22 protein-coding genes are annotated in these 23,986 nt (G+C 74.6%); 5 read left to right on the top strand and 17 right to left on the bottom strand.

Annotated features, from left to right (window positions below; genetic code table 11):
* Positions 1 to 74 precede the first annotated feature (74 nt).
* Complete coding sequence (locus tag GKE82_RS20530; RefSeq protein ID WP_154734594.1) at positions 75 to 1,931, bottom strand: methyl-accepting chemotaxis protein; 1,857 nt, start codon at positions 1,929 to 1,931, stop codon at positions 75 to 77.
* A gap of 111 nt (positions 1,932 to 2,042) precedes the next feature.
* Here GKE82_RS20530 and GKE82_RS20525 point away from each other — a divergent pair, with 111 nt between their 5' ends.
* A complete protein-coding gene (locus tag GKE82_RS20525) occupies positions 2,043 to 2,975 on the top strand; it encodes a D-glycerate dehydrogenase (RefSeq protein ID WP_309233728.1) in 933 nt (310 codons plus the stop codon).
* A gap of 21 nt (positions 2,976 to 2,996) precedes the next feature.
* Positions 2,997 to 3,926: a Ppx/GppA phosphatase family protein gene (locus tag GKE82_RS20520; RefSeq protein WP_154734593.1), complete on the top strand. Its 930-nt coding sequence runs from the start codon at positions 2,997 to 2,999 to the stop codon at positions 3,924 to 3,926.
* Positions 3,927 to 4,222: 296 nt separating this feature from the next.
* Here GKE82_RS20520 and GKE82_RS20515 read toward each other — a convergent pair whose 3' ends face one another.
* The 3 genes from GKE82_RS20515 to GKE82_RS20505 form a co-directional block, all read right to left on the bottom strand.
* Positions 4,223 to 5,872: an acetolactate synthase gene (locus tag GKE82_RS20515; protein ID WP_107568883.1), complete on the bottom strand. Its 1,650-nt coding sequence runs from the start codon at positions 5,870 to 5,872 to the stop codon at positions 4,223 to 4,225.
* Positions 5,869 to 7,452, bottom strand: a complete 1,584-nt coding sequence (locus GKE82_RS20510; RefSeq protein ID WP_154734592.1) for an adenylate/guanylate cyclase domain-containing protein — start codon at positions 7,450 to 7,452, stop codon at positions 5,869 to 5,871. Before GKE82_RS20510 ends, GKE82_RS20515 begins: the two co-directional genes overlap by 4 nt.
* A 79-nt stretch (positions 7,453 to 7,531) precedes the next feature.
* Positions 7,532 to 8,242, bottom strand: coding sequence for a DsbA family protein (locus tag GKE82_RS20505; protein ID WP_154734591.1), 711 nt, complete (start codon positions 8,240 to 8,242; stop codon positions 7,532 to 7,534).
* Positions 8,243 to 8,447: 205 nt separating this feature from the next.
* Here GKE82_RS20505 and GKE82_RS27350 point away from each other — a divergent pair, with 205 nt between their 5' ends.
* The gene (locus GKE82_RS27350) at positions 8,448 to 9,227 is read left to right on the top strand and encodes a helix-turn-helix domain-containing protein (protein ID WP_196189417.1); all 780 of its coding nucleotides are present in this window, start codon (positions 8,448 to 8,450) and stop codon (positions 9,225 to 9,227) included.
* An 87-nt stretch (positions 9,228 to 9,314) separates the two neighbouring features.
* On the opposite strand, the gene GKE82_RS20495 is transcribed toward GKE82_RS27350, so the two are convergent.
* Genes GKE82_RS20495 through GKE82_RS20470 form a run of 6 tightly spaced genes read right to left on the bottom strand, consistent with a single transcriptional unit; the run spans position 9,315 to position 18,254 of the window.
* Complete coding sequence (locus GKE82_RS20495) at positions 9,315 to 10,772, bottom strand: MlaD family protein (RefSeq protein WP_154734590.1); 1,458 nt, start codon at positions 10,770 to 10,772, stop codon at positions 9,315 to 9,317.
* Positions 10,773 to 10,782: 10 nt separating this feature from the next.
* A complete protein-coding gene (locus GKE82_RS20490) occupies positions 10,783 to 12,105 on the bottom strand; it encodes an MlaD family protein (RefSeq protein WP_154734589.1) in 1,323 nt (440 codons plus the stop codon).
* Entirely contained in the window at positions 12,102 to 13,676 is a 1,575-nt protein-coding gene (locus GKE82_RS20485) for an MlaD family protein (protein ID WP_154734588.1), read from the bottom strand. Before GKE82_RS20485 ends, GKE82_RS20490 begins: the two co-directional genes overlap by 4 nt.
* Positions 13,673 to 15,295: an MlaD family protein gene (locus GKE82_RS20480; RefSeq protein ID WP_154734587.1), complete on the bottom strand. Its 1,623-nt coding sequence runs from the start codon at positions 15,293 to 15,295 to the stop codon at positions 13,673 to 13,675. Before GKE82_RS20480 ends, GKE82_RS20485 begins: the two co-directional genes overlap by 4 nt.
* Positions 15,292 to 16,884: an MlaD family protein gene (locus tag GKE82_RS20475; protein ID WP_154734586.1), complete on the bottom strand. Its 1,593-nt coding sequence runs from the start codon at positions 16,882 to 16,884 to the stop codon at positions 15,292 to 15,294. Before GKE82_RS20475 ends, GKE82_RS20480 begins: the two co-directional genes overlap by 4 nt.
* Entirely contained in the window at positions 16,881 to 18,254 is a 1,374-nt protein-coding gene (locus GKE82_RS20470; protein WP_154734585.1) for an MlaD family protein, read from the bottom strand. The genes GKE82_RS20475 and GKE82_RS20470 overlap by 4 nt, the downstream gene beginning before the upstream one ends.
* Positions 18,255 to 18,518: 264 nt before the next feature.
* Here GKE82_RS20470 and GKE82_RS20465 point away from each other — a divergent pair, with 264 nt between their 5' ends.
* Positions 18,519 to 20,147, top strand: coding sequence for an RNA polymerase sigma factor (locus GKE82_RS20465; RefSeq protein WP_196189359.1), 1,629 nt, complete (start codon positions 18,519 to 18,521; stop codon positions 20,145 to 20,147).
* A 13-nt stretch (positions 20,148 to 20,160) separates the two neighbouring features.
* Here the strand turns inward: GKE82_RS20465 and GKE82_RS20460 are convergent, their stop codons facing one another.
* From GKE82_RS20460 to GKE82_RS20445, 4 genes are all read right to left on the bottom strand, one after another.
* Entirely contained in the window at positions 20,161 to 20,502 is a 342-nt protein-coding gene (locus GKE82_RS20460; RefSeq protein ID WP_309233727.1) for a tRNA-binding protein, read from the bottom strand.
* Positions 20,499 to 21,191 (bottom strand): hypothetical protein, encoded by a 693-nt coding sequence (locus tag GKE82_RS20455; protein ID WP_107568872.1) that lies wholly within the window; start codon positions 21,189 to 21,191, stop codon positions 20,499 to 20,501. The genes GKE82_RS20460 and GKE82_RS20455 overlap by 4 nt, the downstream gene beginning before the upstream one ends.
* Positions 21,192 to 21,240: 49 nt before the next feature.
* Positions 21,241 to 21,654 carry a hypothetical protein gene (locus tag GKE82_RS20450; RefSeq protein WP_107568871.1) on the bottom strand — a complete coding sequence of 138 codons (414 nt, stop codon included), beginning with the start codon at positions 21,652 to 21,654 and terminating at the stop codon, positions 21,241 to 21,243.
* Between the two features lie 126 nt (positions 21,655 to 21,780).
* Positions 21,781 to 22,326, bottom strand: a complete 546-nt coding sequence (locus tag GKE82_RS20445) for a hypothetical protein (RefSeq protein ID WP_154734583.1) — start codon at positions 22,324 to 22,326, stop codon at positions 21,781 to 21,783.
* Positions 22,327 to 22,341: 15 nt separating this feature from the next.
* Here GKE82_RS20445 and GKE82_RS20440 point away from each other — a divergent pair, with 15 nt between their 5' ends.
* On the top strand, positions 22,342 to 22,653 hold the full coding sequence (locus GKE82_RS20440; protein ID WP_154734582.1) for a hypothetical protein: 312 nt from the start codon (positions 22,342 to 22,344) through the stop codon (positions 22,651 to 22,653).
* A gap of 42 nt (positions 22,654 to 22,695) precedes the next feature.
* Here GKE82_RS20440 and GKE82_RS20435 read toward each other — a convergent pair whose 3' ends face one another.
* Genes GKE82_RS20435 through GKE82_RS20425 form a run of 3 tightly spaced genes read right to left on the bottom strand, consistent with a single transcriptional unit; the run spans position 22,696 to position 23,986 of the window.
* A complete protein-coding gene (locus GKE82_RS20435; RefSeq protein WP_107568869.1) occupies positions 22,696 to 22,971 on the bottom strand; it encodes an Lrp/AsnC family transcriptional regulator in 276 nt (91 codons plus the stop codon).
* Positions 22,968 to 23,645: a metal-dependent hydrolase gene (locus GKE82_RS20430; protein WP_154734581.1), complete on the bottom strand. Its 678-nt coding sequence runs from the start codon at positions 23,643 to 23,645 to the stop codon at positions 22,968 to 22,970. Before GKE82_RS20430 ends, GKE82_RS20435 begins: the two co-directional genes overlap by 4 nt.
* Positions 23,645 to 23,986: a hypothetical protein gene (locus tag GKE82_RS20425; protein ID WP_107568867.1), complete on the bottom strand. Its 342-nt coding sequence runs from the start codon at positions 23,984 to 23,986 to the stop codon at positions 23,645 to 23,647. The genes GKE82_RS20430 and GKE82_RS20425 overlap by 1 nt, the downstream gene beginning before the upstream one ends.

Below are 23,986 nucleotides of genomic sequence, written 5' to 3'. Positions count from 1 at the left end.
AGGACGGGCCCGATGGGACCGGGGGACGCGCCTGGACCACCCGAGGAACGCGGTACTCCCCCGCGCGTCGGTGGCTAGACCGACGCGAGCTTGAAGCGGCCGACGAGCTGCTCCAGGGTGGTCGCGCGCCCCGCAAGCTCGGCGGCGCTCGTCGCGATCTCCTGGGCGGAGGCGCTCGTCTGCTGGGTGGACGCCGAGACCTGCTGGGCGCTGGCGGAGGACTGCTCGGCGACGCTCGCGACGTCGCTCATGTCCGCCTGCATCCGGCTGGAGGCGTCCGCGATCTGCTTGATCGCCGCGGCGATCTGCGTGACGCGGTCGTTCATGTCGTCGACCGACCCGCCGATCCGCAGGAACGACTCGCGCGCCTGCTCGACCGTCGAGGCCCCCGACGCCGTCGCCTGCGCACCGTCGCGCACCGCGGTGATCGCCCGCTGGGTCTCGCCCTGGATCTCGGTGATCAGCCCGCCGATCGACGCGGCCGCCCGCTGGGACTCCTCGGCGAGCTTGCGGACCTCCTCGGCGACGACCGCGAACCCGCGACCCATGTCCCCGGCCCGCGCGGCCTCGATCGCCGCGTTCAGCGCCAGCAGGTTCGTCTGCTCCGCGATGTTCGTGATCGTGTCGACGATCCCACCGATCTGGTCGCTCTTCTTCGCCAGATCGCCCATCACGCCGCTCACCGCCTCCGAGGACTCGCGCACCGCGCTCATCGCCTCGGTCGCCTGCGTGACCGCCTGCGCACCCTCGTGCGCGACGTCGCGCGCCGCGCGGGCCGCGCTCGTCGCCTCGTCGGCGCTCTCGGCGCTGGACTGCGTCGCCGTGACCATCTCCTCGGTCATCCGCTGCGCGCTCTCGACCGTGCGGACCTGCCGCTCGGCACCGTGCGCGACCTCGCCGACCGCCTGCGCGATCTCACCGATCGCCCGGCCGGCCTCGTCGCTGGTCTGCGCCATCCGCTGCGACGCGCCGCCGAGCTCGGCGGCCATCTCGGTCAGCTCGCCGACGAGCTCCCCGAGCCGGTCGGTCATGTCGTGGAAGGCGTGGCCGAGCACGTCCGCCTCGCCCTTCGTGGCGACGCTCACCGACAGGTCGCCGTCGGCGACGAGCGCGACCGAGTCCGCGAAGCCGGACAGCTGCGACCGCATGACGTTGTAGGCCTCCAGCGAGCTCTGCGCGCGGCCGAGCATGCCGTTGAAGATCTCGCCGAGCTCCCCGATCGGGGCGCCGGTCTCGCTCTCCACCGGGGTGGTGACCGGGTGGACCTCGATCGACAGGTCGCCGTGCTCGCTCATCGCCTGCAGGCCGACCTGGAGGTTCGTCAGGCAGTTGCTGTTGAGGCTCGCCAGGCGGCTGCGCAGCTGCTCGAGGACCGAGTGGTCGCCGAGCGCGCCGCGCAGGTCCTCGCGGGTGGCGTTGTAGGCGACGAGGGCGCTCTGCGCGCGGCTGAGCATCGAGTTGAACACGACGGCGAGCTCGCCCACGGCGGCGCCGTCCGCCGCCGTGATCGGCGTGGTGACCGGGTCGACCTGGACGGTCAGGTCACCGGACTGCATCGCGCGCACGCCCGCCTCGAGGTCGGTCAGGCAGTTGTCGTTGAGCGAGCGCAGCCGTGCCCGCAGGTCGCCGAGGCACGACTGGTCGCCCAGCGCCTCGCGCAGCTCGCCGCGGGTCGCGTTGTAGGAGCCGAGCGTCGACTGGGCGCGCGACAGCATCGTGTTGAAGAGGTCGACGAGCGCCTGCACGTCGGGGTCGGACGACCGCGTCTCGATCGGGGTCGTCACCGGGGTCACCTCGACCGTGAGGTCACCGGTGCTCATCGCCGCCAGGCCGCGCTGCAGCCCGGACAGGCAGTTCTGGTCGAGGCTCTCGAGCCGGGCCTTGAGGTCACGGAAGGCGGGGTCGCTTCCGGCCTTCTTCCTGTTGAACAATTCGTTCCCTTCTGCGGTGGTCTCATGTGCGCGGGCCGCCGCCGGCGGAATGCGCGTCCCACGCGATAGTCGGCCGGGCGCCGACGCGCTTGAACTGCGAGCATCGGCCGCGTGGCCCTCGTCGCCGTGACCCGCCGCCTGCCCGGTGACGCACTCGACCGGCTCGTCGCCGCCGGGCACGAGCTGCGCGTCTGGCCGGGCCCGCTGCCGCCCTCCGCCACGGAGCTGCGCGCCCTCGTGGCGGGCGCGGAGGGCCTGCTGTGCCTGCTCACCGATCGCGTCGACGACGCGCTGCTGGACGCCGCCCCGGGGCTTCGCGCCGTCGCGAACTACGCGGTCGGGGTCGACAACGTCGACCTGGACGCGACCGCCCGTCGCGGGATCCCGGTCGGCAACACGCCCGACGTGCTCACCGACGCGACCGCGGACCTGACGATGGCGCTGCTGCTCGCCGCGGCCCGCGGGCTGCCCGACGCTGCGGCGGCCGTCCGCCGTCCCGGCGGCTGGCGCACGTGGGAGCCCGCCGGCTGGCTGGGCCTGGAGCTCCGCGGCGCGCGGCTCGTGCTCGTCGGGGGCGCGGGCCGCATCGGGCGCGCCGTGCACGAGCGGGCCGCCGCCTTCGGCATGGACGTGCTCCCGGTCGGCCGCGGCGACGACCTGCACGCCGCCGCGGCCCGGGCCGACGTCGTGAGCCTCCACTGCCCGCTCACGGAGCGCACCCGCGGGCTCGTCGACGCCGCCCTGCTGCGCCGGCTGCCGCAGGGCGCCCTGCTCGTCAACACCGCCCGCGGCGCGCTCGTCGACCAGGACGCGCTGGCCGCGGCGCTGCACGACGGGCAGCTCGGCGCCGCCGCGCTGGACGTGACCGACCCCGAGCCGCTCCCCCACGACCACCCATTGCTCGACGCCCCGAACCTGCTCGTCCTCCCCCACGTCGGCTCGGCGACCCACGCCGCGCGCGGCCGGATGGCCGACCGGGCCGTCGACAACCTCCTCGCCGCGCTCGACGGGCGGCCGATGCCCTACCCGGCCGACCGCCGCTGACGACGGACTACAGTCCGCGCGATGCGCGTCGCGATCATCGACATCGGCACGAACTCGACCCGGCTGCTCGTCGCCGACGTCACCGCCGCGGGCCGGGTCACCGAGCTGGACCGCCGCTCCACCGTGACGCGCCTGGGCCAGGGCGTCGACGCCACTGGGGAGCTGCACCCGGACGCGATCGCCCGGGTCGTCGACTGCCTGGCCGACTACCGGCGGGCGACGGACGACCACGGCGTCACCGCGAACCTCGCCGTGCTCACCAGCGCCGTCCGGGACGCGACCAACGGCGCCGCGTTCACCGCGACCGTGCGCGAGCGGTTCGGCCTCGACGCCCGGACGCTCAGCGGCGACGAGGAGGCCCGCATGACCTACCTCGGCGCGACGAGCGAGCGCCCCGGCGACGCCCCCGGCCCGGTCGTGGTGATCGACATCGGCGGCGGCTCCACCGAGTTCGTCGTCGGCGACCGCGACGGCCTGCGCTTCCACGTCTCCACCCAGGCGGGCGTCGTGCGGCAGGGCGAGCGCCACATCCGTCACGACCCGCCGCAGCCCGAGGAGCTCGCGACCGTCGCCGAGGAGGTGCGCGGCATCTTCGCGGGCGCGGTCCCCGCCGAGCTGCGGGCGGCGGTCGCCGCCGGGATCGGCGTGGCCGGCACGGCGACGTCGTGCGCGGCGATGGAACTCGAGCTCGAGCCGTACGACCCGGACCGCGTGCACGGGCACCGGCTCGCCCGCGCGACGTGCGAGCTGCTGCTCGCGCGCCTGGCGACGATGGACGTGCAGGAGCGCCGCGACGTGCCCGGCCTGCACCCCGACCGGGCGCCCACGATCGTCCAGGGCGTGCTGCTGCTGCTCGAGGCGATGCGCGCCTACGACCTCGACGAGATCGAGGTCAGCGAGCACGACATCCTGCGCGGGGCGGCGCTGGAGCTCGCGACGCGCGGCGGGTGAGCCGCGGCGTTCTGGCGCAGCCGCCCCTCCCCAGTTCCGGGGGACGGACGTGGACAGGTGTCTGATTGTCCGGAGACCGTCCACGCCCGATACTTCTCGAGCCGGGTCCAACCTGGTGTCCGTCGAACAGACGAACACCGTCCAACCGGCCTCATAGATCCGGGCGTAGCCGTACCCAAACGGCGCCTCCCGCCGCTCGGATCACCCGAATCGGCCCTGCATGGCACGTACCCCTGCCCGTCCTGTCGGGGCCACCCTTTGAGAGCCACCTTCGGGTGGCTCTCAACCTTTCCGGGTCAGGCGAGGTTCGACTTGCGCGGGTAGACGACGGTCGGGTCCGTGGAGATGTTCACCATCGCGGGCCTGCCGGCCGCGAACGCGCGGGCCAGCGCCGGCTTGACCTCCTCGGGGGTCGTGACGAACTCGCCGTGGCCGCCGAGCGCCTCGATGACCTGGTCGTACCGGGTCTCGGGCCGCAGGTCGGCGGCGACCGAGTAGCCGTAGAGGAACTCCATCGGGTGCTTCTCCAGCGCCCAGATGCCGTTGTTGCCCATCACGCCCACGACGTTGATCCCCAGGCGCGCCATCGTGTCGTACTCCATGGCGCTGAAGCCGAACGCGCCGTCGCCCTGGAGCAGCACGACCTGCCGGTCGGGGTGCGCGACCTTCGCGGCGATCGCGTAGCCGGGGCCGCAGCCCAGGCAGCCGAACGGGCCCGGGTCCAGCCAGCAGCCGGGCTCGTAGGAGTCGATGACGCGGCCCGCGTAGGAGACGAAGTCGCCGCCGTCGCCGATGATGATCGCGTTGCGGTCCAGGACCTCGGAGAGCTCCTTGTAGAGGCGCATCGGGTGCAGCGGCCCGCGCGGGTCGTTGCGCTCCTCGTCCTCGGCGGCGCGCTTCTCCGTCTCGTCGGCGCGGACGGTCGACACCCAGGCGGAGCGGTCCGGGCCGCCGGTCGCGCCGGTGCGCAGCCCCTCGAGGATCGCCGGGATGCCGCCGTACAGCTCGGCCTCGACCGGCCGCGGGTGCGGACGGACGGGCTCGGCGCGGTCGACCACGACGAGCTTCGTGTCCTCCCCGAACGAGCCGCCGAAGCCCAGCCGGAAGTCCATCGGCACGCCGATCACCAGCGCGACGTCCGCGCCCTTGAGGCCGGTGCCACGGGCCCGCGAGAAGTACAGCTCGTGGTCGGCGGGCACGCAGCCGCGGCCGAGGCCGTTGACGAACGTCGGGATCCGCAGCTCCTCGATGAGCGCGAGCAGCGCCTGCTCCCCGTGCCCCCAGTAGAGGTTGGTGCCGGCCATGACGACCGGGCGCTCGGCGCCGCGCAGCAGCGCGATCGCGCGCTCCATCGCGTCGCCGTCCGGCTGCGGGCCGTCGGCCATCGACAGCGTGACGGGCTCGACGCCGGCGTCGTCGCCCTCCATGAACACGTAGTCGAGCGGGAAGTCCACGAACGTCGGACCGCTGTGCGGCGCCACCGCGGTCGCGAGCGCGCGGTCGACGAGCCCGGGGATCTCGGCCGTCGACTGCGGGGTCGCCGCGAACTTCGTCAGCGGCGCGACGAACGGCACGTGGTCGATCTCCTGCAGCGAGCCCTGCCCCCAGCGCAGCGCGGGCGCACGGCCGCCGAGCACGACCATCGGGGAGTTGTTCATCTGCGCGGAGCCGAGCGCGCTCATGCCGTTGGTGACGCCGGGACCGGCGGTCAGCGCGGCGACGCCGGGCTGCCGGGTGACCTTCGCCCAGCCCTCGGCGGCGAACGCGGCGGCCTGCTCGTGGCGGACGTCGACGAGGTCGATGCCCTCCTCGCGGCAGCCGTCGTAGATCGAGAAGAGATGGCCACCCGAGAGGGTGAACAGCTTCGTCACGCCGTGGGCCTTGAGGCGGCGCGCGACGAGCCGGCCTCCGTGCAGCTGGGTGGTGGGCTCGGTGTCCGTGCTCATGGTCGGGCCACCCTAGCGGGGTCAGCGACGCCATGGCGCCCCATTGAACGCTCTCGTTCAGCCGTGAGGTCCTCGGACGGCGCGTAGAGCGTGACCGGATCGCGCTTGCCCTTCAGCGCGATCTCCTCCCGCGCGACGAACGGGCCGTGGTCACGGGTCAGCAGGGCCCGTGTCCCCGCGGTGAGCAGCACGTCGTCCCCGGTCGTCCGGGTCGCCTCCTCCACGCGCGCCGCCGTGTTGACGGGGTCGCCGATGACGGTGAAGTCGACGCGTCCCCCGCCGCCGATCGTGCCCGCCACGACCGGCCCGCTGTTGACGCCCACCCCGATGCGCAGCTCCTCGCCGTAGCGGTCGCGCACGAGCTCCGCGACGCGCAGGGCCGCCGCCACGGCCCGGTCGGCGTGGTCCGGCAGCGGCGTGGGCGCCCCGAAGACGGCGAGCAGCCCGTCACCCATGAACGCGTTGACGTGCCCGCCGTGGGCGAGCAGCTCGGGCACGACCACCCCGTAGAAGTCGTTCAGCCGCGCGACGACCTCGGCGGCGCTGGCCCGCTCCGCGAACTGCGTGAAGCCGCGGATGTCGAGGAACAGGACGCTGACCTCGACCTCCTCCCCCGGCAGCTCGTGCCCCTCCGCGAGGACGCGGTCGGTCAGCTGCGGGTCCACGAACGCCGCCAGCGCCCCGTGCAGCCGCTCCCGCTCCCGCAGGCCCGCGACCATCCGGTTGAACGACATCGCCAGCGCACCCGCCTCGTCGGTGCCGAGCACCGGGACGTGCACGTCGAGGTCCCCGCGCGCCACCGCGTCGGCCCCGGCCCGCAGGTCGCTCAGCGGCTCGACGATCGAGCGGGCGAGCAGCAGCGACAGCTCGAAGCTCAGCGTGAACGCGACGCCGACGGCGAGCACCACGCCGAAGCCCAGCGCGAGCAGCCCGTCCTGTCCGGGCGACGCGAGCCCGCTCACCACGACCCCGGTGATGATGTTGATCGCCGGGAGGACGAGCAGCAGCCGGCGCTGCAGCGGCAGCGTCGCGCGGCCCAGCGGCGCGTCGTCGGGCAGGTCCCGCGAGAGCCGCTCCAGCACGGGCCGCAGCATCAGCTCGAGCGCCAGCAGCCGCAGCAGCGCGCCGTAGAGCAGGACCACCGCGGCGCCCGCCACGATGATCGGCAGCGTCGGCCACCAGCCCTCGTCGATCTCCCAGGTGATGTAGGCGCTGACCGGCAGCAGGCTCCACACGAGCCACCAGCGGCGCGAGCGCAGGAACGCGACCGGCAGCCCGGCGAGCGCCCGGAACGCCGCGACCGCCGCGGACGGGGAGCGGTCGCCGCGCAGCCACGGGTCGGCGGGCCGCACGAGCGCCCACGCAGCCCGGACGGCGAGCACGTTCTCCAGCAGCAGCAGGCCCTGCGAGACCGCGACGATCCGCCCGAACTCGCCGCCGCTCATCGGCACGTACAGGAGCAGCAGGCCGACGCCGCCCATGACGATCGCGTGGGCGAACTGGAACTGCACGACCATCGCGATGCGCGGGTAGCGGCGTCCCAGCCGGCGGAACGCGAAGCGCAGGGGCGCCCGGAACATGGAGGAATGGTGACGGCACGGGCCCCCGCCGTACAGGCGGGCGGCCCGCCGGGCGCCCGGGGCTGTCCCCCGGACCGTCCTAGTGGCTGCGCGGACGCGGGCGCGCGGGCGTCCGCGCGGCGGCGAGCGCCTCGGGCAGGCGCGCCTCGCCGTGGAACAGCGTGCCGCCGACCTCGAAGCACGGCAGCACGTCGGCCCCGCGCGATGCGAGCGCGGCGGCGGTGCGCTGCGGCGCGATGTCGCGCAGCGCGTCCCCGGCGGCCCGCAGGACCGCATCGACGCCCAGGCCGGCGGCCGCGGCCGCCTCGGCGAGGATCTCGGGGTCGTCGAGGTCGTAGCCGCCGCAGTAGGCGAGCCGCCCGGCGGCGAGCGCGAACGCGGGCAGCGCACCGTGCTCGGCCGCGAGCGTCGCGACGCGGATCGCGCGGACGGGACCCGGGCTCGGGTCCGGCCACACCAGCGGCAGGCGCAGCGCGGCGGCGCGCGCGGCGATCGTGCGGCGGCGCGCCTCCTGCGCGGCGGGGGCCGCGACGCCCAGCGCGCCCACGGGCACCCAGGTCACGGCCGGGCCGGCGCGGTCCACGCGCTCGGCGGCGAGGTAGGCCTCGGGCGACGCCGGGTCGAAGTAGAAGGTCACCGGGCGGCGGGCGGCGGTGCCGTACGGGCCGGTCGCGTGTCCGTCGAAGCGCCCGATCGCGGGCAGCACGACGTCCGCCTCCGCCACGTACTCCGGGACCGCGGCGAGCGGCTCGCTGCCGCGCCGTGCCCGTCGCTCCGCCAAGTTGATCACGTCACCCACTGTCTGCCTCCTGGAACCGATCGCTGCTACCCCCACCGCGACACCTGCCGGTCACGGGGTCCCTGAGGCGCTGAAACGCAGGATCGGGCGGAAACTGGCGGCGATTGATCAAACACTCGTCCGCGTGGCGCGGCGACGATGATTCAGGCCGACGCGAACGGGATACACCGGAACGGCGCACGTAGGACGGGACGCGCTGCCGTCTTGCCCGAAAAACCGGCGCGTCGGTCGGCCACCCCCGCTAAGGTCCACCGTCAGGTCGCACTTCGTCCCACGATTTCCGAGGAGCACCCCCATTCCCACCGTACCCCCACCCAAGCGTCACCCCTACGACCAGTGGGCGCCCGATGCACGCGCGCTCGACCTGGTCGGGGACAAGTGGACGCTGCTGATCGTCCGTGATCTCGTCGGCGGTCCCCGCCGCTTCGTCGAGCTCCAGCGCGTCCTGCCCGGCATCTCGACCGAGCAGCTGCGGTCGCGGCTGAACCGCATGGTCGCCGACGGCCTGCTCACCCGCCAGCGCTACCGCGAGGTGCCGCCGCGCGTCGACTACGAGCTGACCGAGCGCGCGCGGGACCTCCTGCCCGTCATCGGCGCGCTCGCCCGTTGGGGCTCGCAGTGGGCGTGGAGCCCGCCGCGTCCCGACGAGGCGATCGACATCGGCGCCGTGTTCCGCTCGAGCCCCGGCCTCGCGGTCCCCGCGTCGGTCTCCGGCGTCGTGGAGATCACCGCGGAGCGCCGTGACGGCCAGCTGAAGCGCTACGTGCTCACGGCGGCGGGCGGCACGCTCACCTACGAGGAGCGGTCCGCGCCCGACGCGGACGCGCGCATCGCCGGCGCCGAGCGCGCCTGGGTCGAGGCGCTCGGCCCCGACCAGGACCGCGGCGAGCTCGAGCTCAGCGGTGACGCCCGGCTCGCGAACGCCCTGCTCGACGTGCTGAGCCCGGTCGCGGTCGCCGAGGCGCAGGTCGCCTGACCCCTCCCCCCGCCCCATCCGACACGTCCAGAGCGGCCGCCCACCCCGGCGGCCGTTGTCGTCGGCGGGGTCCCGCGCGGGCCCCGCTCAGCGCGAGTAGTCGGCCTTGACGATCCGCGGGTACTTGCGGGTGTTGCCCGCGGGCACCTGCGGGGCGGGCTGCACCCAGCAGGACGGCATGTCGTTCGTGTCGGGCACCTTCGTCTGGTAGGTGCCGTCACCGCCCTTGCCGGTGTTCGCGCAGTCGAAGTTCCCGAAGATCATCCGCTTGCCGCGCTCGATCCCCTGGATCGCGCCCGGGTTCAGGTACGCGTTGCCGCGCGAGGCCGGCGGCCGCGTCGTGTACATCGCCGCGGTCTCGGCGCCGACGGGGCCGAACTGCCGCAGGTAGTGGCCGCGCTCGAACGCGTTGCGCGTCGGGATCGTGTCCGCGAGCGCGCCCGCCCCGTTGGAGATGAAGTCCCCGATCGTGATCTGGTGGTACTCGAGCCACTCGAGGATCGGGTTGAGCTCCTCCAGGAACGGCTGCAGCTCGCCGAGCAGCGGCGTGGTCCCGGCGAGGACGTTGCGCGTCGCGGGCAGTCCGCGCCGCGCGACGGTGATGAGCGGCGACAGGTCCCGGAAGAAGCGCTCGAGGTCGGGGCTCGCGGCGCGCAGGTCCGCGACGGCGGGCCGCAGGTCGCGCAGGGCGGGCGCCAGCTCGCGCACCAGCGGGCCGGTGTCGTCGGCGAACCGCTCCAGGCGCGCGAAGGTCGCCTTGGACTCGTCCAGGAACGTCGGGAAGATCCGGAAGCTCGTGGCCAGCGCCTCCTGCTGGGCGCTCGTGGCCGAGAACACGTCGTTGCTCGAGCGGATCAGGGTGGCGAGCTGGTCCTCGCGCTCGGTCAGCGCGCCGAACACGACGCCGGTGTTGCGCACGAGGCGCCGCACGACCCCGGCCTGGGTGTCCAGCACCCCGAGCACGTCGTCGGCGTCCGCGGCGAACGCGGGCAGGTTGCCGAGCGCGTCGTTGAGGTCGCGTCCGCGGCCCGCCGCCCCGCCGGCGAGGTCCTGCTGCCAGGTCTTGAACGCCTGGCGGGTCTTCGGGTCCAGGGCGTCGAAGATCTCGTCGAGCTGGGTGCTGTCCTGCACCTGCGCGTCGGGCAGCCAGCCGCCCTCGGGCACGCGCGGCGCACGCCGCGTGCCGGGGGTGATCTCCAGGTAGGTCTCCCCGAGCAGCGTCTTCTGGCGCAGCACGACGCGGGCGTCGGAGGCGATCGGCGCGAACCGCGGGTCGACCTCGACGGTCGCGACGGTCGCGTTGGGGTGCCCGGCGACGTCGATGTCCTTCTTGCGGACCTTGCCGATCGAGACGCCCGCGGTGCGCACGTCCGCCTCGAGGCCCAGCTGGGTGGCCTCCGGGAGCGCGACCCGGAAGCGGTAGCCCTCGGGCTTCAGCGGCGTCGAGCCGCCGAAGCTCACCCAGAGGAACAGGAGCAGCCCGAAGCACGACAGCGCGAACAGCACCATCGTCATGAGGCGGCCGAAGGTCGGGGCCTGCTTCACCACGCGCGCATCACCCCAGGACGCCCTTGCAGACGGTCGGATCGGCGAGGACCGGCGCGAGGACCATGCCGAGCAGCGGCGTGGAGTTCGCGACCTGCGAGATCGTGCCGCAGCTGCCGCCGACCGACACCGGGCGGAACGGGCCGTTGGCGTCCCCGGTGGAGAACAGGGCGTTGCCGACGTGCTGCAGCCACGCCGCCCAGAACAGGTAGCCCTCGTCGCGGTCCTTGACGCCCGGGCCCTCCTTGCCGTTCTGGTTGTAGGCGGCGAGGTTCAGCAGCGCGTTCAGGGCGGTGAACGCGCGGGTCAGGTCGGGGGTCGTCTCGGCCAGGCGCCGGGCGGGCACCGCCAGGTCGGCGACCGTGGGGCGCGCGGCCCGCACGAACGGCCGCACGCGGGTGCGCAGCAGCGGCGCCGCCTCGGTCACGAACGGGGTGACCGCGCGGTTGGCGTCGTCGAGCCGGCGGACGGCGGGTCGCAGCGCGTTGGTCGCCGGGCCGAGCGTGTCGGCGAGCCGCTGCACCTTCCCGAGCGTCGCGGTGGTCTGCCGCAGCGTGCCGGGCAGGCGTCCGACCGCCTGCGTGATCCCGGCCTGCTCGCTGGAGAACGCGCGCAGGACCGAGGCGCTGGAGGAGACCAGCCGGGTGAGCTCGTCGTCCTTGTCGGCGAGCGCGCCGTTGAGGCGCGCGAGCCGGTTGACGAGCCGCCGCAGGTGCTCGTCGCGCTGCGCGACGAGGCCCGTGACCTTCGCGAGGTCGCGGTGGGTCGGCTCGAAGCGGCGGAAGACCTCGCGCAGGTCGTCGCCGCGGTCGGCCAGCCCCTTGCCCGCGCCGTCGACCAGCAGCGTGAGGTAGTCGCGGGTGTCGGCGTCCAGCGCGGCGAAGATCTCGTCCGGGTTGACGTCCGGGAGCGTGTTGGCGACCGGCATCGTCCAGCCCTCGCGCGCGACCGGGGCGGAGCGGCTGCCCGGGTCGAGCTCGATGAACATGTCCTTCAGCCCGGTCTTGGGCCGCAGCAGCGCCTTCGCGTCGGTGTGGACGACCTCGCGGTACTGCTGGTCGATGTCCATCGAGACGACGGCGACGCCGTCACGCAGCTCGACCTTGCCGATGTCGCCGATGCGCACCCCGGAGACGCGGACGGTCTGCCCCTGGCCGGGGGTCACGGCCTGCGCGGTGGAGAACTCGGCCTTCAGCGTGAACGGCGCGTCCTCGACGAGCGGGAAGCGCAGCCGCTGCTGGCTGAGGATGTAGCCGCCGACGACGGCCGCGATGACCATCAGGCCGATGACCGCGGCGAAGTCCTTGAACGACTTGCGGATCGCGCGCTTCATCGTCCGCCCTTCCGGGCCCGCTGCGCGGCGGCGCGGACCTTCGCGATGGTCTCGGTGGTCGCCTCGCGGGCGGTGACGGTCAGCGGCAGCTTGCGGGCCTTCGCCTCGCCGCGCAGGCTTTTCACGGCCTTTGCGACGTAGCGGTCGTAGAGCTCGCGGCCGGGCCCGGACGCGGGGACGGTGACCTTGCGGCTCTGCAGCCGGCCGGGGGTCGAGCGCAGGTCGGGCGCCTCCTGCGTCTCGCAGGGCACGTCGGCGCGCAGCGGCGAGCGGCCGCCGGTGGGCGGCATCGGGTTGACGCCGCCGACGGGCGTGTCGGTGAGCAGCAGCTGGCCCTGCCCGAGCGGGGTGACGTAGCTGCCGCCGGACACCAGGACGCGGAACCACTGGCCGTTGGCGTCGCCCGAGCGGCTCTCGCCCGCCAGGCCCGGCAGCGCCTTGAGCGAGTCCTGGAAGACCGGGCCGACCGCGGGGAAGTCCTTGTCCTGGATGGTGTCCTTGGACCAGGGCAGGATGACCTCGTTCTGGCAGCTCGAGGCGAGCGCGGTCTGGGTCAGCAGCGGGACGGTGCGCTGCGACAGCCGCGTCAGCGACGGGACGACCGTCCGCAGGTCGGCGCTCAGGCCGCGCAGCTCGGCGGGCTGCACGAGCCCGCGGACCTGCCGCACGAACGGCAGGCCGGCGTCGAGCGCGGGCCCGGAGGACCGCACGCCCGGGCGGGCGTCGGCGATGAAGCGCCGCAGCGGCGGGAACGCGCGGTTGAGCGCGGCGAACGCGGGGAGCGCGGCGCGCAGGGTGCGCGGCAGCTCGGCGACCGCCTGCTGCAGCGCCGTGTCCCGGGCGGCGAACGCCCGCGCGGTGCCGTTGAAGTCGGTGATCAGCGACTTGAGCGCGTCGCGGTCCGCGTCGAGGGCGGCGGCGGTGGCGCCGGCGTCGCGGACGTAGTCGCTGAGGTCGCGCTGGGCCTGCCCGAGCGTCGCGTCGTTGACGATTGCCGAGTCCCGGTAGGCGGGCTCCCACCACCGGGTGGTGCGGTTGTTCGCGGCGGCGCCGCCGTCGGCGAAGCCGTCGCCGAGCTGCTGCAGGAGCGAGCGGAGGTCCTCGCGGGTGTCGTCCTGCAGCGCCGTGAGGATCTGGTCGAGCTGCACGGGCGTCGCGGTCTGGTTGATCGGGATCGTGTCGCCGTCCCGGAGCTCCGGGGCCGACGGGGACCCGGGCTTCACGTCGACGAAGAAGTTGCCCTCGAGGAAGATCCGCGGCCGGATCGTCATCCGCGCGTCGGTGTGCAGCGGCAGCCCCTTGCGCTCGATCGCCATGACCACGCGCGCCGCCTCCGCCCCGGGCCGCACGCGCTCGATCGCGGTGACCTTGCCGACGTTGACGCCCGCCACGCGGACCGGCGAGTTCGTGCGGATGTTGTTCGCGCTGGAGAACACGGCCCGCACCTCGTAGGGCTGGTTGACCAGCGGGATGTCCTTGCTGAAGCCCAGGTAGGTGCCGATCCCGACGAGCGCCAGGACGAGCAGGCCGGTGGCGAAGTAGCTCAGGCGCGGCTGCTGGTTGCGTCTCACTTGGCCGGCACCCCCGCGGCCTTCTCGGGCTTCGCGCGCGGCACGTCGACGCCGCGGCCCTCTGGGCGGTAGCTGAAGGTCTGCCCGCTCGGGACCCGGTCGGGGTTGAGCGCGATGCCGCGGCCCTCGCGGTTGTACTTCGCGTAGCTCGGGCCGACGCGCGGGACGTCGTCGACGTCGGGCGTGTCGACGAACACGTCGCGGTACGGGTCCCCGGGGATCGTGCGGTCGCGGTACGGGTTCTGGCTCTGGGCGTAGCCCTGCTGACCGGTGCCGCAGTTGGCCAGGCCGTCCTTCGTGATCGCCGGGCCGAAGAACGCGTTGTGCAGGTAGGTCTTGGTCGAGCCGGGCTCGGGGCTCTCCTTGCCGTGCGCGAACTCGTTGGCGCCCATCTGGCCGACGCCGTCGCCGCCCGGGAGGTTCTGCGGGGCCTGGTTGAGCAGCGCGCGCTGCTGGCCGCCGGTGGCGGTCGGGGAGCTGAGGTGCTCGGCGGCGAAGGTCCAGAACACGTTCCAGCTGTTGCAGACGGTCACGTACGGGCCGAGGAACCGCAGCGTCGGGTTCAGCGTCTGCACGGTGGCGGTGAGGCCGCGCAGCGCACCGAGCGTGGTCGGGGTGCGCGCGAGGTCGCGCAGGGCGACCATCGTGGCCCCGAGGTCCTCGTTCAGCGGCACGGAGCGGCGCAGCACCGGGGTGCCGGTCTCGACCGCGCGGTTGATCGTCGGCAGCGACGCGCGCAGCTCGGCGCTCGCCGCGTCGAGGTCCTCGGAGAGGCCGGCGAACCGCACGAGGAACGGGCGCTGGGCGCGCAGCGAGCGGGTGCCGACCTCGAGCGTGCCGACCGACTTCGTGATCGTCTCCTTCAGCGCCTGCGGATCGCGGCCGATCGCCTCGAAGGTGTTCGCCAGGAACGTGAACGTCTGCGCGTTGACCGCCGACAGCGGGGCCACGACGCGGGCGGCGTCACCGAGCTCGGCGAAGAGGCGCGGCAGGCGGCTGCGCGGGTCGGCGAGGTTGCCCGCGACGCGCTCGAGGCGGCCGAGCAGCTCGGGGGCGATGCGGATCGTCTCGTTGAGCCCGGCGCCCCGCCCCGTGAACGCGTCCCCGAACTCCTCGAGGTTCACCTGGCTGGCGGCGCGGGTCGGCTCGTCGAAGGTGCTGAGGACCTCGTCGAGCTCGGTCGAGGCGGAGGACTGGCTGGCGGGCAGCGTGCCGCCGTCGGCGATCGTGCGGGCGCTGCGGCCGAGGGTCAGCTCCACGTACTTCAGGCCCAGCGCGGAGCGCGGCCGCACGACGACGGTGGAGTCGACGGGGACCGCGCCGAGCTTCTCGTCGAGCTTCAGCCGCAGCAGCGCGCCGGTGCGGCCGCCGGGGAGCGCGACCGGCTCCATCTCCTCGACGACGCCGACGCGGAAGCCGCCCGAGCGGACCTCGTTGCCGGGCACGAGGTTCGCGCCGTTGGGGAGCTGGACCTCCAGCGCGCGGGTCGGCACGAACGGCAGGCCGTTGTTCGCGTTGTAGGCGAGGAACACGGCGACGACGACGATGAGCGTGGTGACCGCTCCGACGAGGACGGGGTTCGCGACGATCGAGGAGCGGTTGCGCCGGCGCGGGGTCATCGGCCCAGGAGGTAGTCGAGGAGGGCGGTGCGTGCCTGCGGCGTCTGCGCGCGGCCGAGCAGGCCGTCGGTCCGGCCGCCGCCGATGGTGAGGCCGGGCAGGCCGGGCAGCGACGGCAGCTCGATCTTCGGCAGGCCCGGCAGCAGCGGCGTCTGCGGGGTCTGGGCGGGCGCGGGCGCCGGGGCCTGGTCGGTGCTCGGCAGGCTGTGCGCGGGGACGGTCTCGCCGGGCGCGGGGGCCTGCTGGCCGTCGGTGCGCTTGCGCACCTGCGCGAGGGCGGGCGCGTCGCCGGCGCTGGGGTCGACGAAGTTGATGCCGGGCTGGTTGGGGCCCAGGGCGCTCTGGCAGTCCTTGGTCGCGGGGTCCTTCGCGCGCTTGACGTCGGCGTAGCTGGCGCACGGGTCGGTCGGCGGGATCGCCGAGATGTTCAGGACGTGCGCGTTCTGGTCGTAGATGTTGACCGAGAGGACCTGGTCGTAGACGTACTGCAGCAGCGCCTCGAAGCCGGTGTAGCCCTTGCCGCCGGGGCTGCGCGGGTCGTCCTCGACGGCCTTGTCGCGGTCGTTGAGGTGCTCGAGGACGAAGCGGAGGTTCGTGCCGACCTCGGGAGCGGTGTCGGTGAACGTCGACAGCTGCCGCACGGAGGGGCGCGCGGAGAGGACCGCCTCGCGGCCGGGGACGGCGGCCGCGGCGAGGCTGCGGACCGCGGGCCGGGACGCCTGGGCGAGCGGCCCGAGGTTGTCGAGCAGGCGCTCGAGCTGGCCGGCCGAGGCCTGGAGGTTGCGCAGCGCCGGGGTCTGCGCGTCGGCGGTGCGGCCGAGCGCGGCCATCGTCGGCTCGAGCTGCGCGAGGAAGCCCGGGAGCTTGCGCAGCCCGGCGGCGATGTCGTCGCGGCGTTCGGCGGACGCGGTGGCGGTCTCCCCCGCCTCGGTGACGAAGCGGCCGACGTCGTCGCGGTTGGCGGCGAGGTCGGTGAGCACCTCGTCGGCGTTGACGACGAGGTCGGCGAGGATCCGGTTCTGGCCGGCGAGCGTCCGCAGGACGCGGTTGGTCTGGCGCAGCGCGGGGCTGGCCCGGCGGATCGCCGCGTTGAGGTTCTCGCCGTTGCCCGCCACCCCGGCGCCGAGCTCGCCGAGGATGATCGCGAGGCGCTCCCGGTACGGCCGGCGCAGCACGTTGTTGACGAGGTCGCCGGCGATCGTCGAGGTGGTCCGCTCGACCGGGATCGTCGACCCGACCGGCAGCTCCCGCGGCGCGGTGCCCGGGAGGCAGTCGAGGAAGTACTCGCCGATGAGCGACTGCGGGCGGGCCTCGCAGCGCACGTCGGTGCGCAGTGAGCCGAAGCCGTTCTCGGTGACGTCGAAGTCGACGACCGCGCGGTTGGTGCGCAGGTCCAGCCGCAGGTCGGTGATCTTGCCGGCGCGCACGCCGGCGATCTTCAGGTCGCCGCCCTCGACGAGCCCGAAGGCGTTGTCGAGCACCGCGCTGTAGGAGCGCGTGTCGGGGGCGTCGCCGTCACCGGCACCGGTGGCGAGGAGCGCGAGCGCACCGGCGCAGCAGACGAGGAGGGTGGCCGCGATGCGCCTCATGGCCCCGGGGGCACCATCGTCTCGTCGCAGTTGTAGTCGGGCGTCGGCTTCCAGACCGCGCCGCGCTCGATCGAGCCGGGGCAGCGGTTGAGCTGCCGCGTCTGCGCGCCGGCGGCGAAGGCCTGCTGGCGCAGCTCGGGCGGGATCGGCTGCAGCTGGCCGCCGACGAGCGTGAACGCGTTGACGTGCAGGGCGGCGCGGCTGGCGCCGCCGAGCGCGTCGTAGATGCCGGAGTGCCCGAAGTCGTCGAACCAGCCGGTCAGCTCGGGCGCGTACGGGCGGGCGTAGGCGAGCTCGGGGGTGGCGACCTTCAGCGCGTCGACGGTGGCGGGGAACGCACCCTGCCGGGTCGCGCCGTTGCGCTGCGTGTCGCGGGTGGCGGCCGCGTCGAGCGGGATGGCGGCGCGCGTCAGCTCGATCAGGTCGTTGCCGGCGCCGTCGCGGCGCAGCAGGCGGCTGAGGTCGCGCAGCGTCGGGCGGGCGTCGCGGGCGAGCGGGCGCAGCTCGGCGAGGAACGGCCGCAGCTTGCGGGCGACCGGCGTGCTCTCGTCGACGAGCGGCGCGAGGTCGTCGAGCGCCTGGCGGAGGTTCACGAACGTCGTGTTGGAGCGCCGCATGAAGTCGGGCAGCTGCCCGATCGCGTCGCGCAGCTCGGTCTTGCGGCTGCCGATCGCCCGAGTGGTGACCGCGAGGCGGTCGACGAGGCCGGCGAGGTCGTCGCGGCGGTCGGCGAGGTCGGTGACGAGCCGGCTGCTGTCGACGACGAAGCGGCGCAGGAACGGGGTGTCGCGGTTCAGCTCGCTGAACAGGCGGCTGGACGCGGCCAGCGAGGGGTTGAGGTAGAGGAAGCCGCGGTTGATCTCGCGGCTGCGGCCCTCGTTGCTGGTGCCGAAGCCCTGGACGACGCGCTGCAGGCCCTTGCGGGTGTCGGCGTCGAAGGTGTCGAAGAGCTGGTCGAGGTCGACGGCGGTGGTGGTCTCGTCGGTCCGCAGGACGGCCCCGTCGGCGACCTCGGCGCCGTCGGCGGGACCGAGGCGCAGGTCGACGTAGCGGTTGGCGACCCCGGAGAGCGAGGCCTGCCGGACGGTCGCGGTGGTCCCGCGGCGCAGCGGCGCGTAGCCGTCGTCGGTGATCGCGAGGGTCACCTCGGCCTGGCCGTCGTCGGAGAGGTCGATCTCGGTGACCTCGCCGACCGGCCGTCCGGCGACCTGGACGAGGTTGCCCTTCACGAGCTGCCCGGCGTTGATGAAGCGGGCGGTGACGGTGTAGTCGGACCCGCCGCCGGCGAGCAGGGCGACGGCCACGGCGGCGAGCACGACGACGCCGGCGCCGAGCGCGACTGCCCTGCCGATGGTCCTCGAGTGCCGCACTGCTCGCTGCGCTCCCTCTCCCTGCTCCGACCCGCTCCGCCCGGCCTCCCCAGACCCGGCACGGCGGCGCACGCTAATGCCCCGCGTTCCGGTCCGTCAAGCGCGAACCGGCTCCTGAGGGAGCCAACGACGATGTGCGCGGAAACTTGCGGTGTTCGCCACGAGGTTTCCGGACCCGAACGTGAGGGGATCGTGAGAGCACCCTGTCGCGCAGGACAACTTCCGTGCGACCCTGGTGTTCGGTCTTCTGGGACCGCCTCGTCCATGGACTTCTCCACGACGCTCGATCACGCCCCCGGGCTCCGGGGCCCCACGCCGCTGCTGCGCCTGCAGAGCGACGACCGCCTGATCGCGCTCACCCGCCGCGGCAACCAGGGCGCGTACGAGGCGCTCGTGGGCCGCTACCAGGCACGGCTGCTGGCCTTCTGCCGCCACATGCTGTCCTCGCGCGAGGACGCCGAGGACGTGCTGCAGGAGGTGTTCGCTGCCGCCTACAACGCGATGCTCGCCGACGAGCGGCCGATCAACGCCCGCCCGTGGCTCTACCGGATCGCCCGCAACCGCTGCCTGAACCACCTGCGCCGCCAGACGGCGATCGGCGTGGACTCGATGGACGTGCACCTCGCCGAGCACGGCACGACGACGGCCGACAAGGTCCACAAGCGCGAGGAGTTCCGCCAGCTCGTCGCCGACGTCCAGGACCTGCCGGAGACGCAGCGCACGGCCTTGCTGCTGCGCGAGATCGACGCGCTCTCCTACGACCAGATCGCCGAGGCGATGGAGACGACGATCCCGTCGGTGAAGTCGCTGCTCGTGCGGGCCCGGGTCTCGCTCGCCGAGGCGGCCGAGGCGCGCCTGCTCACCTGCGAGGAGGCGCGGGACGAGCTCGCCGAGGTCGCCGAGGGGCTGAAGCGCTCGACGCCGCCGGTCCGGCGGCACGTGCGCCAGTGCGAGCGCTGCGCCGCGTTCAAGAAGCACCTGCGCCAGACCGACCGCACGCTCGCCGCGGTCTTCCCGGTCGGCCCGCTGCTGCTGCTGAAGAAGTTCCTCATCGCCCAGGGCGCGGCCGGCACGTCCGCCGCCGGGGCGGCGGCCGGCGGTGCGGCCGTCGCGGGCGGGGCGGCGGGCTCCGCCGCGGCCGGCTCGGCGCTGGGCGCCGGGATCACCGCGATCGGAACGAAGGCCGCCGCCGGGCTCACCGCCGCCGCGATCGTCGCCGCGGGCGCCGTCGAGGTCGACCACCACCGCCGCTCCACGGTCGAGCGCGCGCCCGCCGTCGCGGCGATCGCGCCGCCCGCGCCCGCCGTGGCCGCGCCCGCCGCGCCGCCGGTCGTCGTCTCGAGCTCCGCCCAGGAGGAGAGCGCCACCTCGCCGTCGGACGCGGGCGGCCTGCTCGCCGAGACCGAGCCCGGCGACGAGGCCGGTCCGACCGCCGGCGCCGCGCGCGACGACGACGCGCCCGCCGACGACGCCGCGCCGGTCGTCCCGCCCGGGACGACGCCCGTCCCCGGCGCCGCCGCGCCGACCGGCCCGACCGGCGTCGCCGGCGCCCCGGCCGTGCTCCCGACCCAACAGGGGTCCGACACCGTGCGCCTGCCGGGCCAGCCGCTGCCGCAGGGCACCGGCGGGCTCGTCGGCCCCGACGAGACGCGGCCCGTCCCGGCCCCGGCCTCCTCGGCGCCGGCCCCCGCTCCCGCGGCTCCCTCCCCGGCTCCGGCGCCTGCACCTGCGCCGGTCCCCGCCCCCGAGCCCGCGCCCGCCCCGGCCGCCACGCCCGCCCCGGACCCTGCGCCCGCCCCGGACCCCGCGCCCGCCGCGGACCCGGCGCCCGTCCCGGCCCCGTCCGTGCCGGCCGATCCGGTCGCCACGCCGCCCGCCGCCCCGGCGGGCTGAGCGCCGTCCCGCGTCAGCCGACGCGGTCGCCCGGCCGCGCGTCCGGCTCGGGGTTCAGCAGCAGCACGGTCCCGTCGGCCGTGTACGTGCCCAGCACCAGGCACTCGGAGCGCACCGGGCCGATCTGCTTGGGCGGGAAGTTCACGACGCCGACGACGAGGCGGTCCTGCAGCTCGGAGGCCGCGTAGTTCGTGATCTGGGCGCTCGAGCGGCGCACGCCGATCTCCGCGCCGAAGTCGACCCGCAGCTTCCAGGCCGGCCGGCGCGCCTGCGGGAACGCCTCGACCTCGACGATGCGGCCGACCCGCATGTCGACGCGGGTGAACTCCTCCCAGGCGAGCGGGGTGCCGCTCACGGCCGCGACGCGCCGAAGCGGAACGACCGCAGCGGCGTCTTGAGGGGCCCGTTGCCGCCGACCGCGTCCGCCCGCGGCACGGCGTCCGAGCGGCCGTTGAGGAGCGTCACGACCGCGACGACGGTCGGCCGGTTGACCGTGGCCTCGTCGTCGTCGGGATCGTCGTAGAGCAGGAACCGCTTGCCGTAGACCGTGCGGCCGTCGCGCTTGGTCTGGAAGGTGATCTGGTAGCCCGGGTTGTCGTTGATGCGGGCGCGTCCCTCGCCGCGCAGGCGGAAGTCCGGGTCGGCGGCGGCGAGCTCGTCGGCGACGACGCTGGCGAGCACCGGCACGTAGCCGGCCGCGTCACCGGGATACGCGTCCAGGCGCCGCTGCGCGACGGTGAACTCCAGCAGCGTCGGGGCGTCCGGCGGGGAGACGAGGCGCAGCCGCTCGCCGCGCTGCGGGTCGACGCGCTCCAGGCGCGTCTCGTCGTAGGCGAGGTTGAACGGGAACAGGCCGCCGGTGACGACGACCCCGGTCTTCTCCGCGGCCTCGCGCTGGGCGAGCCGCACGCCGACCGCGACGAGGAGCAGCACGACGGCCGCGCCGATCAGCAGCCGGGTCCAGGTGCGCGCCGGGCGGCCGGTGCGGGCGGAGAGGAGCTCCGGCAGCGTCGGCCCGAGCCCCTCACGAACGGGAGAGGACACCCACGCAGTGTAGGTGCCCTCCCCGGTCCGGCGTGGTGTGGCGCGTGCGTCAGCAGGTGCGCGCGACGCGACCGTCCGAGCCGGTGTAGACGTAGACGTCGGCGACGTAGCCGCCCTTGGAGAGCTTGTTCCACAGGCGCGACGTGCCGTAGGTCCCGGTCATCTTCCTGCCGATGGTCTGGCAGACGATGCGCACGCGCGCGCCGTCGGGCAGCGAGCGGACCTTCGCCGAGGCGCTCGTCGGCCGCGCGCGGACCGACAGGGTGTAGCCGGCGGCGACGTTGACCGTGCCGGGCGCGCTCTTGGGCGGCGACGGCGGCGGCGGGCAGAGGACGTTGAGGTCGTCGCAGGTCGGGCGGGCGGTCGCCGGCCCGACCCCGACGGCACCGCCCAGGGCACCGACACCGGCGACGGCGGCGAGCGAGGCGGCGATGGTCCTGCGGGTGCGGGTGCTGCGCGACATTGGGCTCCTCCGTGGGGGGCTCGTTGGCTGATCTGGGTCGGTCCTGCCCCGCCGCGCACCGGGCCGCCCCCCGCCCTCACGGAGTCCTCATGGAGCGTGAGAGACCCTCAGGATCGTCGCCGTTCGCTAGGGCCCCGGCTCTCCGCCCACGACGAGCGTCCCCGCGCCCGAGCGGCCGTCGAGCGTGATCGCGTACTCGCCCTCCGGCATCCCGGGCACGTCGACGGTGGCGCGGCCGCCCGCCGGGACGTTCAGCGTCACCGGGCCCGCCGGCGTCGTCAGCCGCAGCGTGTGCGCGCGCCCGTCGGTCGACGTCGCGGCGAGCTCGACGGTGAGGAACGCGGCGACGGTGATGCGCGACGGCTCGAGGCCCGCGCCGACCCGGAAGTCCGCCGGGGTGCGGGCGGCCTCGTCGTTCCCGGGGCCCTCCTCCTCCCCGGGCGCGGGACCGATCTCGGTGGTCGTCGTGCCCGCGGGACCGGTCGTCCCGGCGCCCGCCGGGCCGGTCGGTCCCGGCGTGGCGGTCGCGGTCGGCGCCGCCGTCGCGGCGGGCGGCGGGGTCGCGACCGACGTCGCGGTCGTCCCGGTGCCGGCGCCCGCCGGAGTCGTCGCGCCCGCCCGGTCGCCGTCGTCCCCGCAGGCCGCGAGGCCGATCGACGAACAGCCGATCAAGACGAAGATCGTGTGATGTCGCACGAACGTCCTGCCGATACCCGGGATGCAGGGCACCGTCCACCGACCACCACGATCACCATGTCCACGCATGCTCACCTCATTCACTATGACGCGGACCGCCGCCGTCTGTGGATCGCGGGCCAGCGCTGCCACCACGGCGCGACGGGCGCGCTCCTGACCGCCGCCGCCACCGTCGGCCTCCTCGCCGCGAGGCTGCGGCCCACCGGCCTGCTCGCGCTCGCGGCCACGGGCTGCGTGCTGATGGCCGACGACTGGCACGACCGCCCGATCTGGTTCGAGCGCGGCTGGCAGAACCAGCCGTGACCGGGGCGTCGGCGACCCGCAGGCCGCCGACGTCCGCCGGACCTAGCTGCCGACGCTGAACATCGCCTCGAGGTCGTGGCGGGAGAACGCCTCGAAGGCCACCATCGTCTGGGTCACCGCCACACCGGGGAGCTGCAGGAGCTTGCCGGTGATCGTCTCGGCGAGCTGCTCGTGGCGCCGCACGCGCACGACGGCGACGAAGTCCCACTCGCCGGTGACCGTGTACGCCTCGGCGACGCCCTCGAGCTCGACCAGGGCGGAGCCGAGCGTGGCCATCGCGTCCCGGTCGGCCTTGATGAGGACGATCGCGTGGTTCACGCCGACCAGCTCTCCCCGGGCTCGAGCACGACGACCTCGGCGTGGCCCGCGGCCTCGACCTCGGACTTGTACGCGGCCACGTCGGTCTCGATCGGCGGGAACGTGCCGTAGTGGCAGGGGATGACGACCTTGGCGCCGACGAGCTTCGCCGCGACGACCGCGTCGGTGCGGTCCATCGTGTAGTGGCCGCCGACCGGGATGATCGCGACGTCGATCGGATCGCGCTGCGACGGCAGGGCGAGATCGCTGAACAGCGCCGTGTCCCCGAGGTGGTAGACGCGGACGCCGCCGAGCTCGATGACGAGACCGGCCGCGGGGGTGACGGTGCCCTTCGGCGTCGTGGACGTGTGGAAGGCCGGCGTCAGGCGGCAGCTGCCCCAGTCGTAGGTGGCGGTGCCGCCGACGTTCGTGTCGATCGTCGTGACGCCCTCCTCCCCGAGCTCCCCGGCGATCTCGGTGATCGCCTGGATCGTCGCGCCGGTCCGCTTGGCGATCGCCACCGCGTCCTCGGGGCCGTGGTCCTGGTGCCCGTGGGTCAGCAGGATCGCGTCGGCCTCCACCTCCTCGGCGGACACGACGCCCTTCGGGTTGCCGGTGAGGAACGGGTCGACCAGGACGGTCGTGCCGTCGTGGGTCAGGGCGAAGGCCGAGTGGCCGAGCCAGCGGATCTCCATCAGGTGTCTCCTGGGGTGTCGGGGGTCGTGTCGAGCTCACGGGCGAGCTGGAAGCCCACCGCGGCGCCGACGAGCATCCCGATCCGGGTCTCCTCGGCGAGCAGCGTGCGCAGTTCGAGTACCCGCTGCTGCGGGTCCTCGATCGCCGCCACCCGCGCCACCTCCTGCTCGTGGGCGCCGCCGAACCAGCCGCCCTCCTCGAGCGCGGCGTTGAGGATGCGCTGGAGCGAGGGCGCGGCGTGCGTGATGACGTCCTGGGCGTGGTCGAGCCGTCCCTCCTGGGACAGGGCGGCGACGGCGGCGTCGACCTCCTCGGCGGTGAACGTGCGGTCGGCGGGCAT

This window comes from Conexibacter sp. W3-3-2, from assembly GCF_009707605.1.
Classification (GTDB): domain Bacteria; phylum Actinomycetota; class Thermoleophilia; order Solirubrobacterales; family Solirubrobacteraceae; genus Paraconexibacter; species Paraconexibacter algicola.
The sequence above is the reverse complement of the archived record's forward strand: the minus strand, read 5'-3'. Positions and strand labels throughout refer to the sequence as shown.

Coding starts and splice junctions, on each gene's coding strand:
- GKE82_RS20520 (WP_154734593.1), top strand. CDS start 2,997: ATGCGCGTCGCGATCATCGACATCGGCACGAACTCGACCCGGCTGCTC.
- GKE82_RS20515 (WP_107568883.1), bottom strand. CDS start 5,872: ATGAGCACGGACACCGAGCCCACCACCCAGCTGCACGGAGGCCGGCTC.
- GKE82_RS20510 (WP_154734592.1), bottom strand. CDS start 7,452: ATGTTCCGGGCGCCCCTGCGCTTCGCGTTCCGCCGGCTGGGACGCCGC.
- GKE82_RS20490 (WP_154734589.1), bottom strand. CDS start 12,105: ATGAAGCGCGCGATCCGCAAGTCGTTCAAGGACTTCGCCGCGGTCATC.
- GKE82_RS20480 (WP_154734587.1), bottom strand. CDS start 15,295: ATGACCCCGCGCCGGCGCAACCGCTCCTCGATCGTCGCGAACCCCGTC.
- GKE82_RS20475 (WP_154734586.1), bottom strand. CDS start 16,884: ATGAGGCGCATCGCGGCCACCCTCCTCGTCTGCTGCGCCGGTGCGCTC.
- GKE82_RS20465 (WP_196189359.1), top strand. CDS start 18,519: ATGGACTTCTCCACGACGCTCGATCACGCCCCCGGGCTCCGGGGCCCC.
- GKE82_RS20450 (WP_107568871.1), bottom strand. CDS start 21,654: ATGTCGCGCAGCACCCGCACCCGCAGGACCATCGCCGCCTCGCTCGCC.
- GKE82_RS20440 (WP_154734582.1), top strand. CDS start 22,342: ATGTCGCACGAACGTCCTGCCGATACCCGGGATGCAGGGCACCGTCCA.
- GKE82_RS20430 (WP_154734581.1), bottom strand. CDS start 23,645: ATGGAGATCCGCTGGCTCGGCCACTCGGCCTTCGCCCTGACCCACGAC.
- GKE82_RS20425 (WP_107568867.1), bottom strand. CDS start 23,986: ATGCCCGCCGACCGCACGTTCACCGCCGAGGAGGTCGACGCCGCCGTC.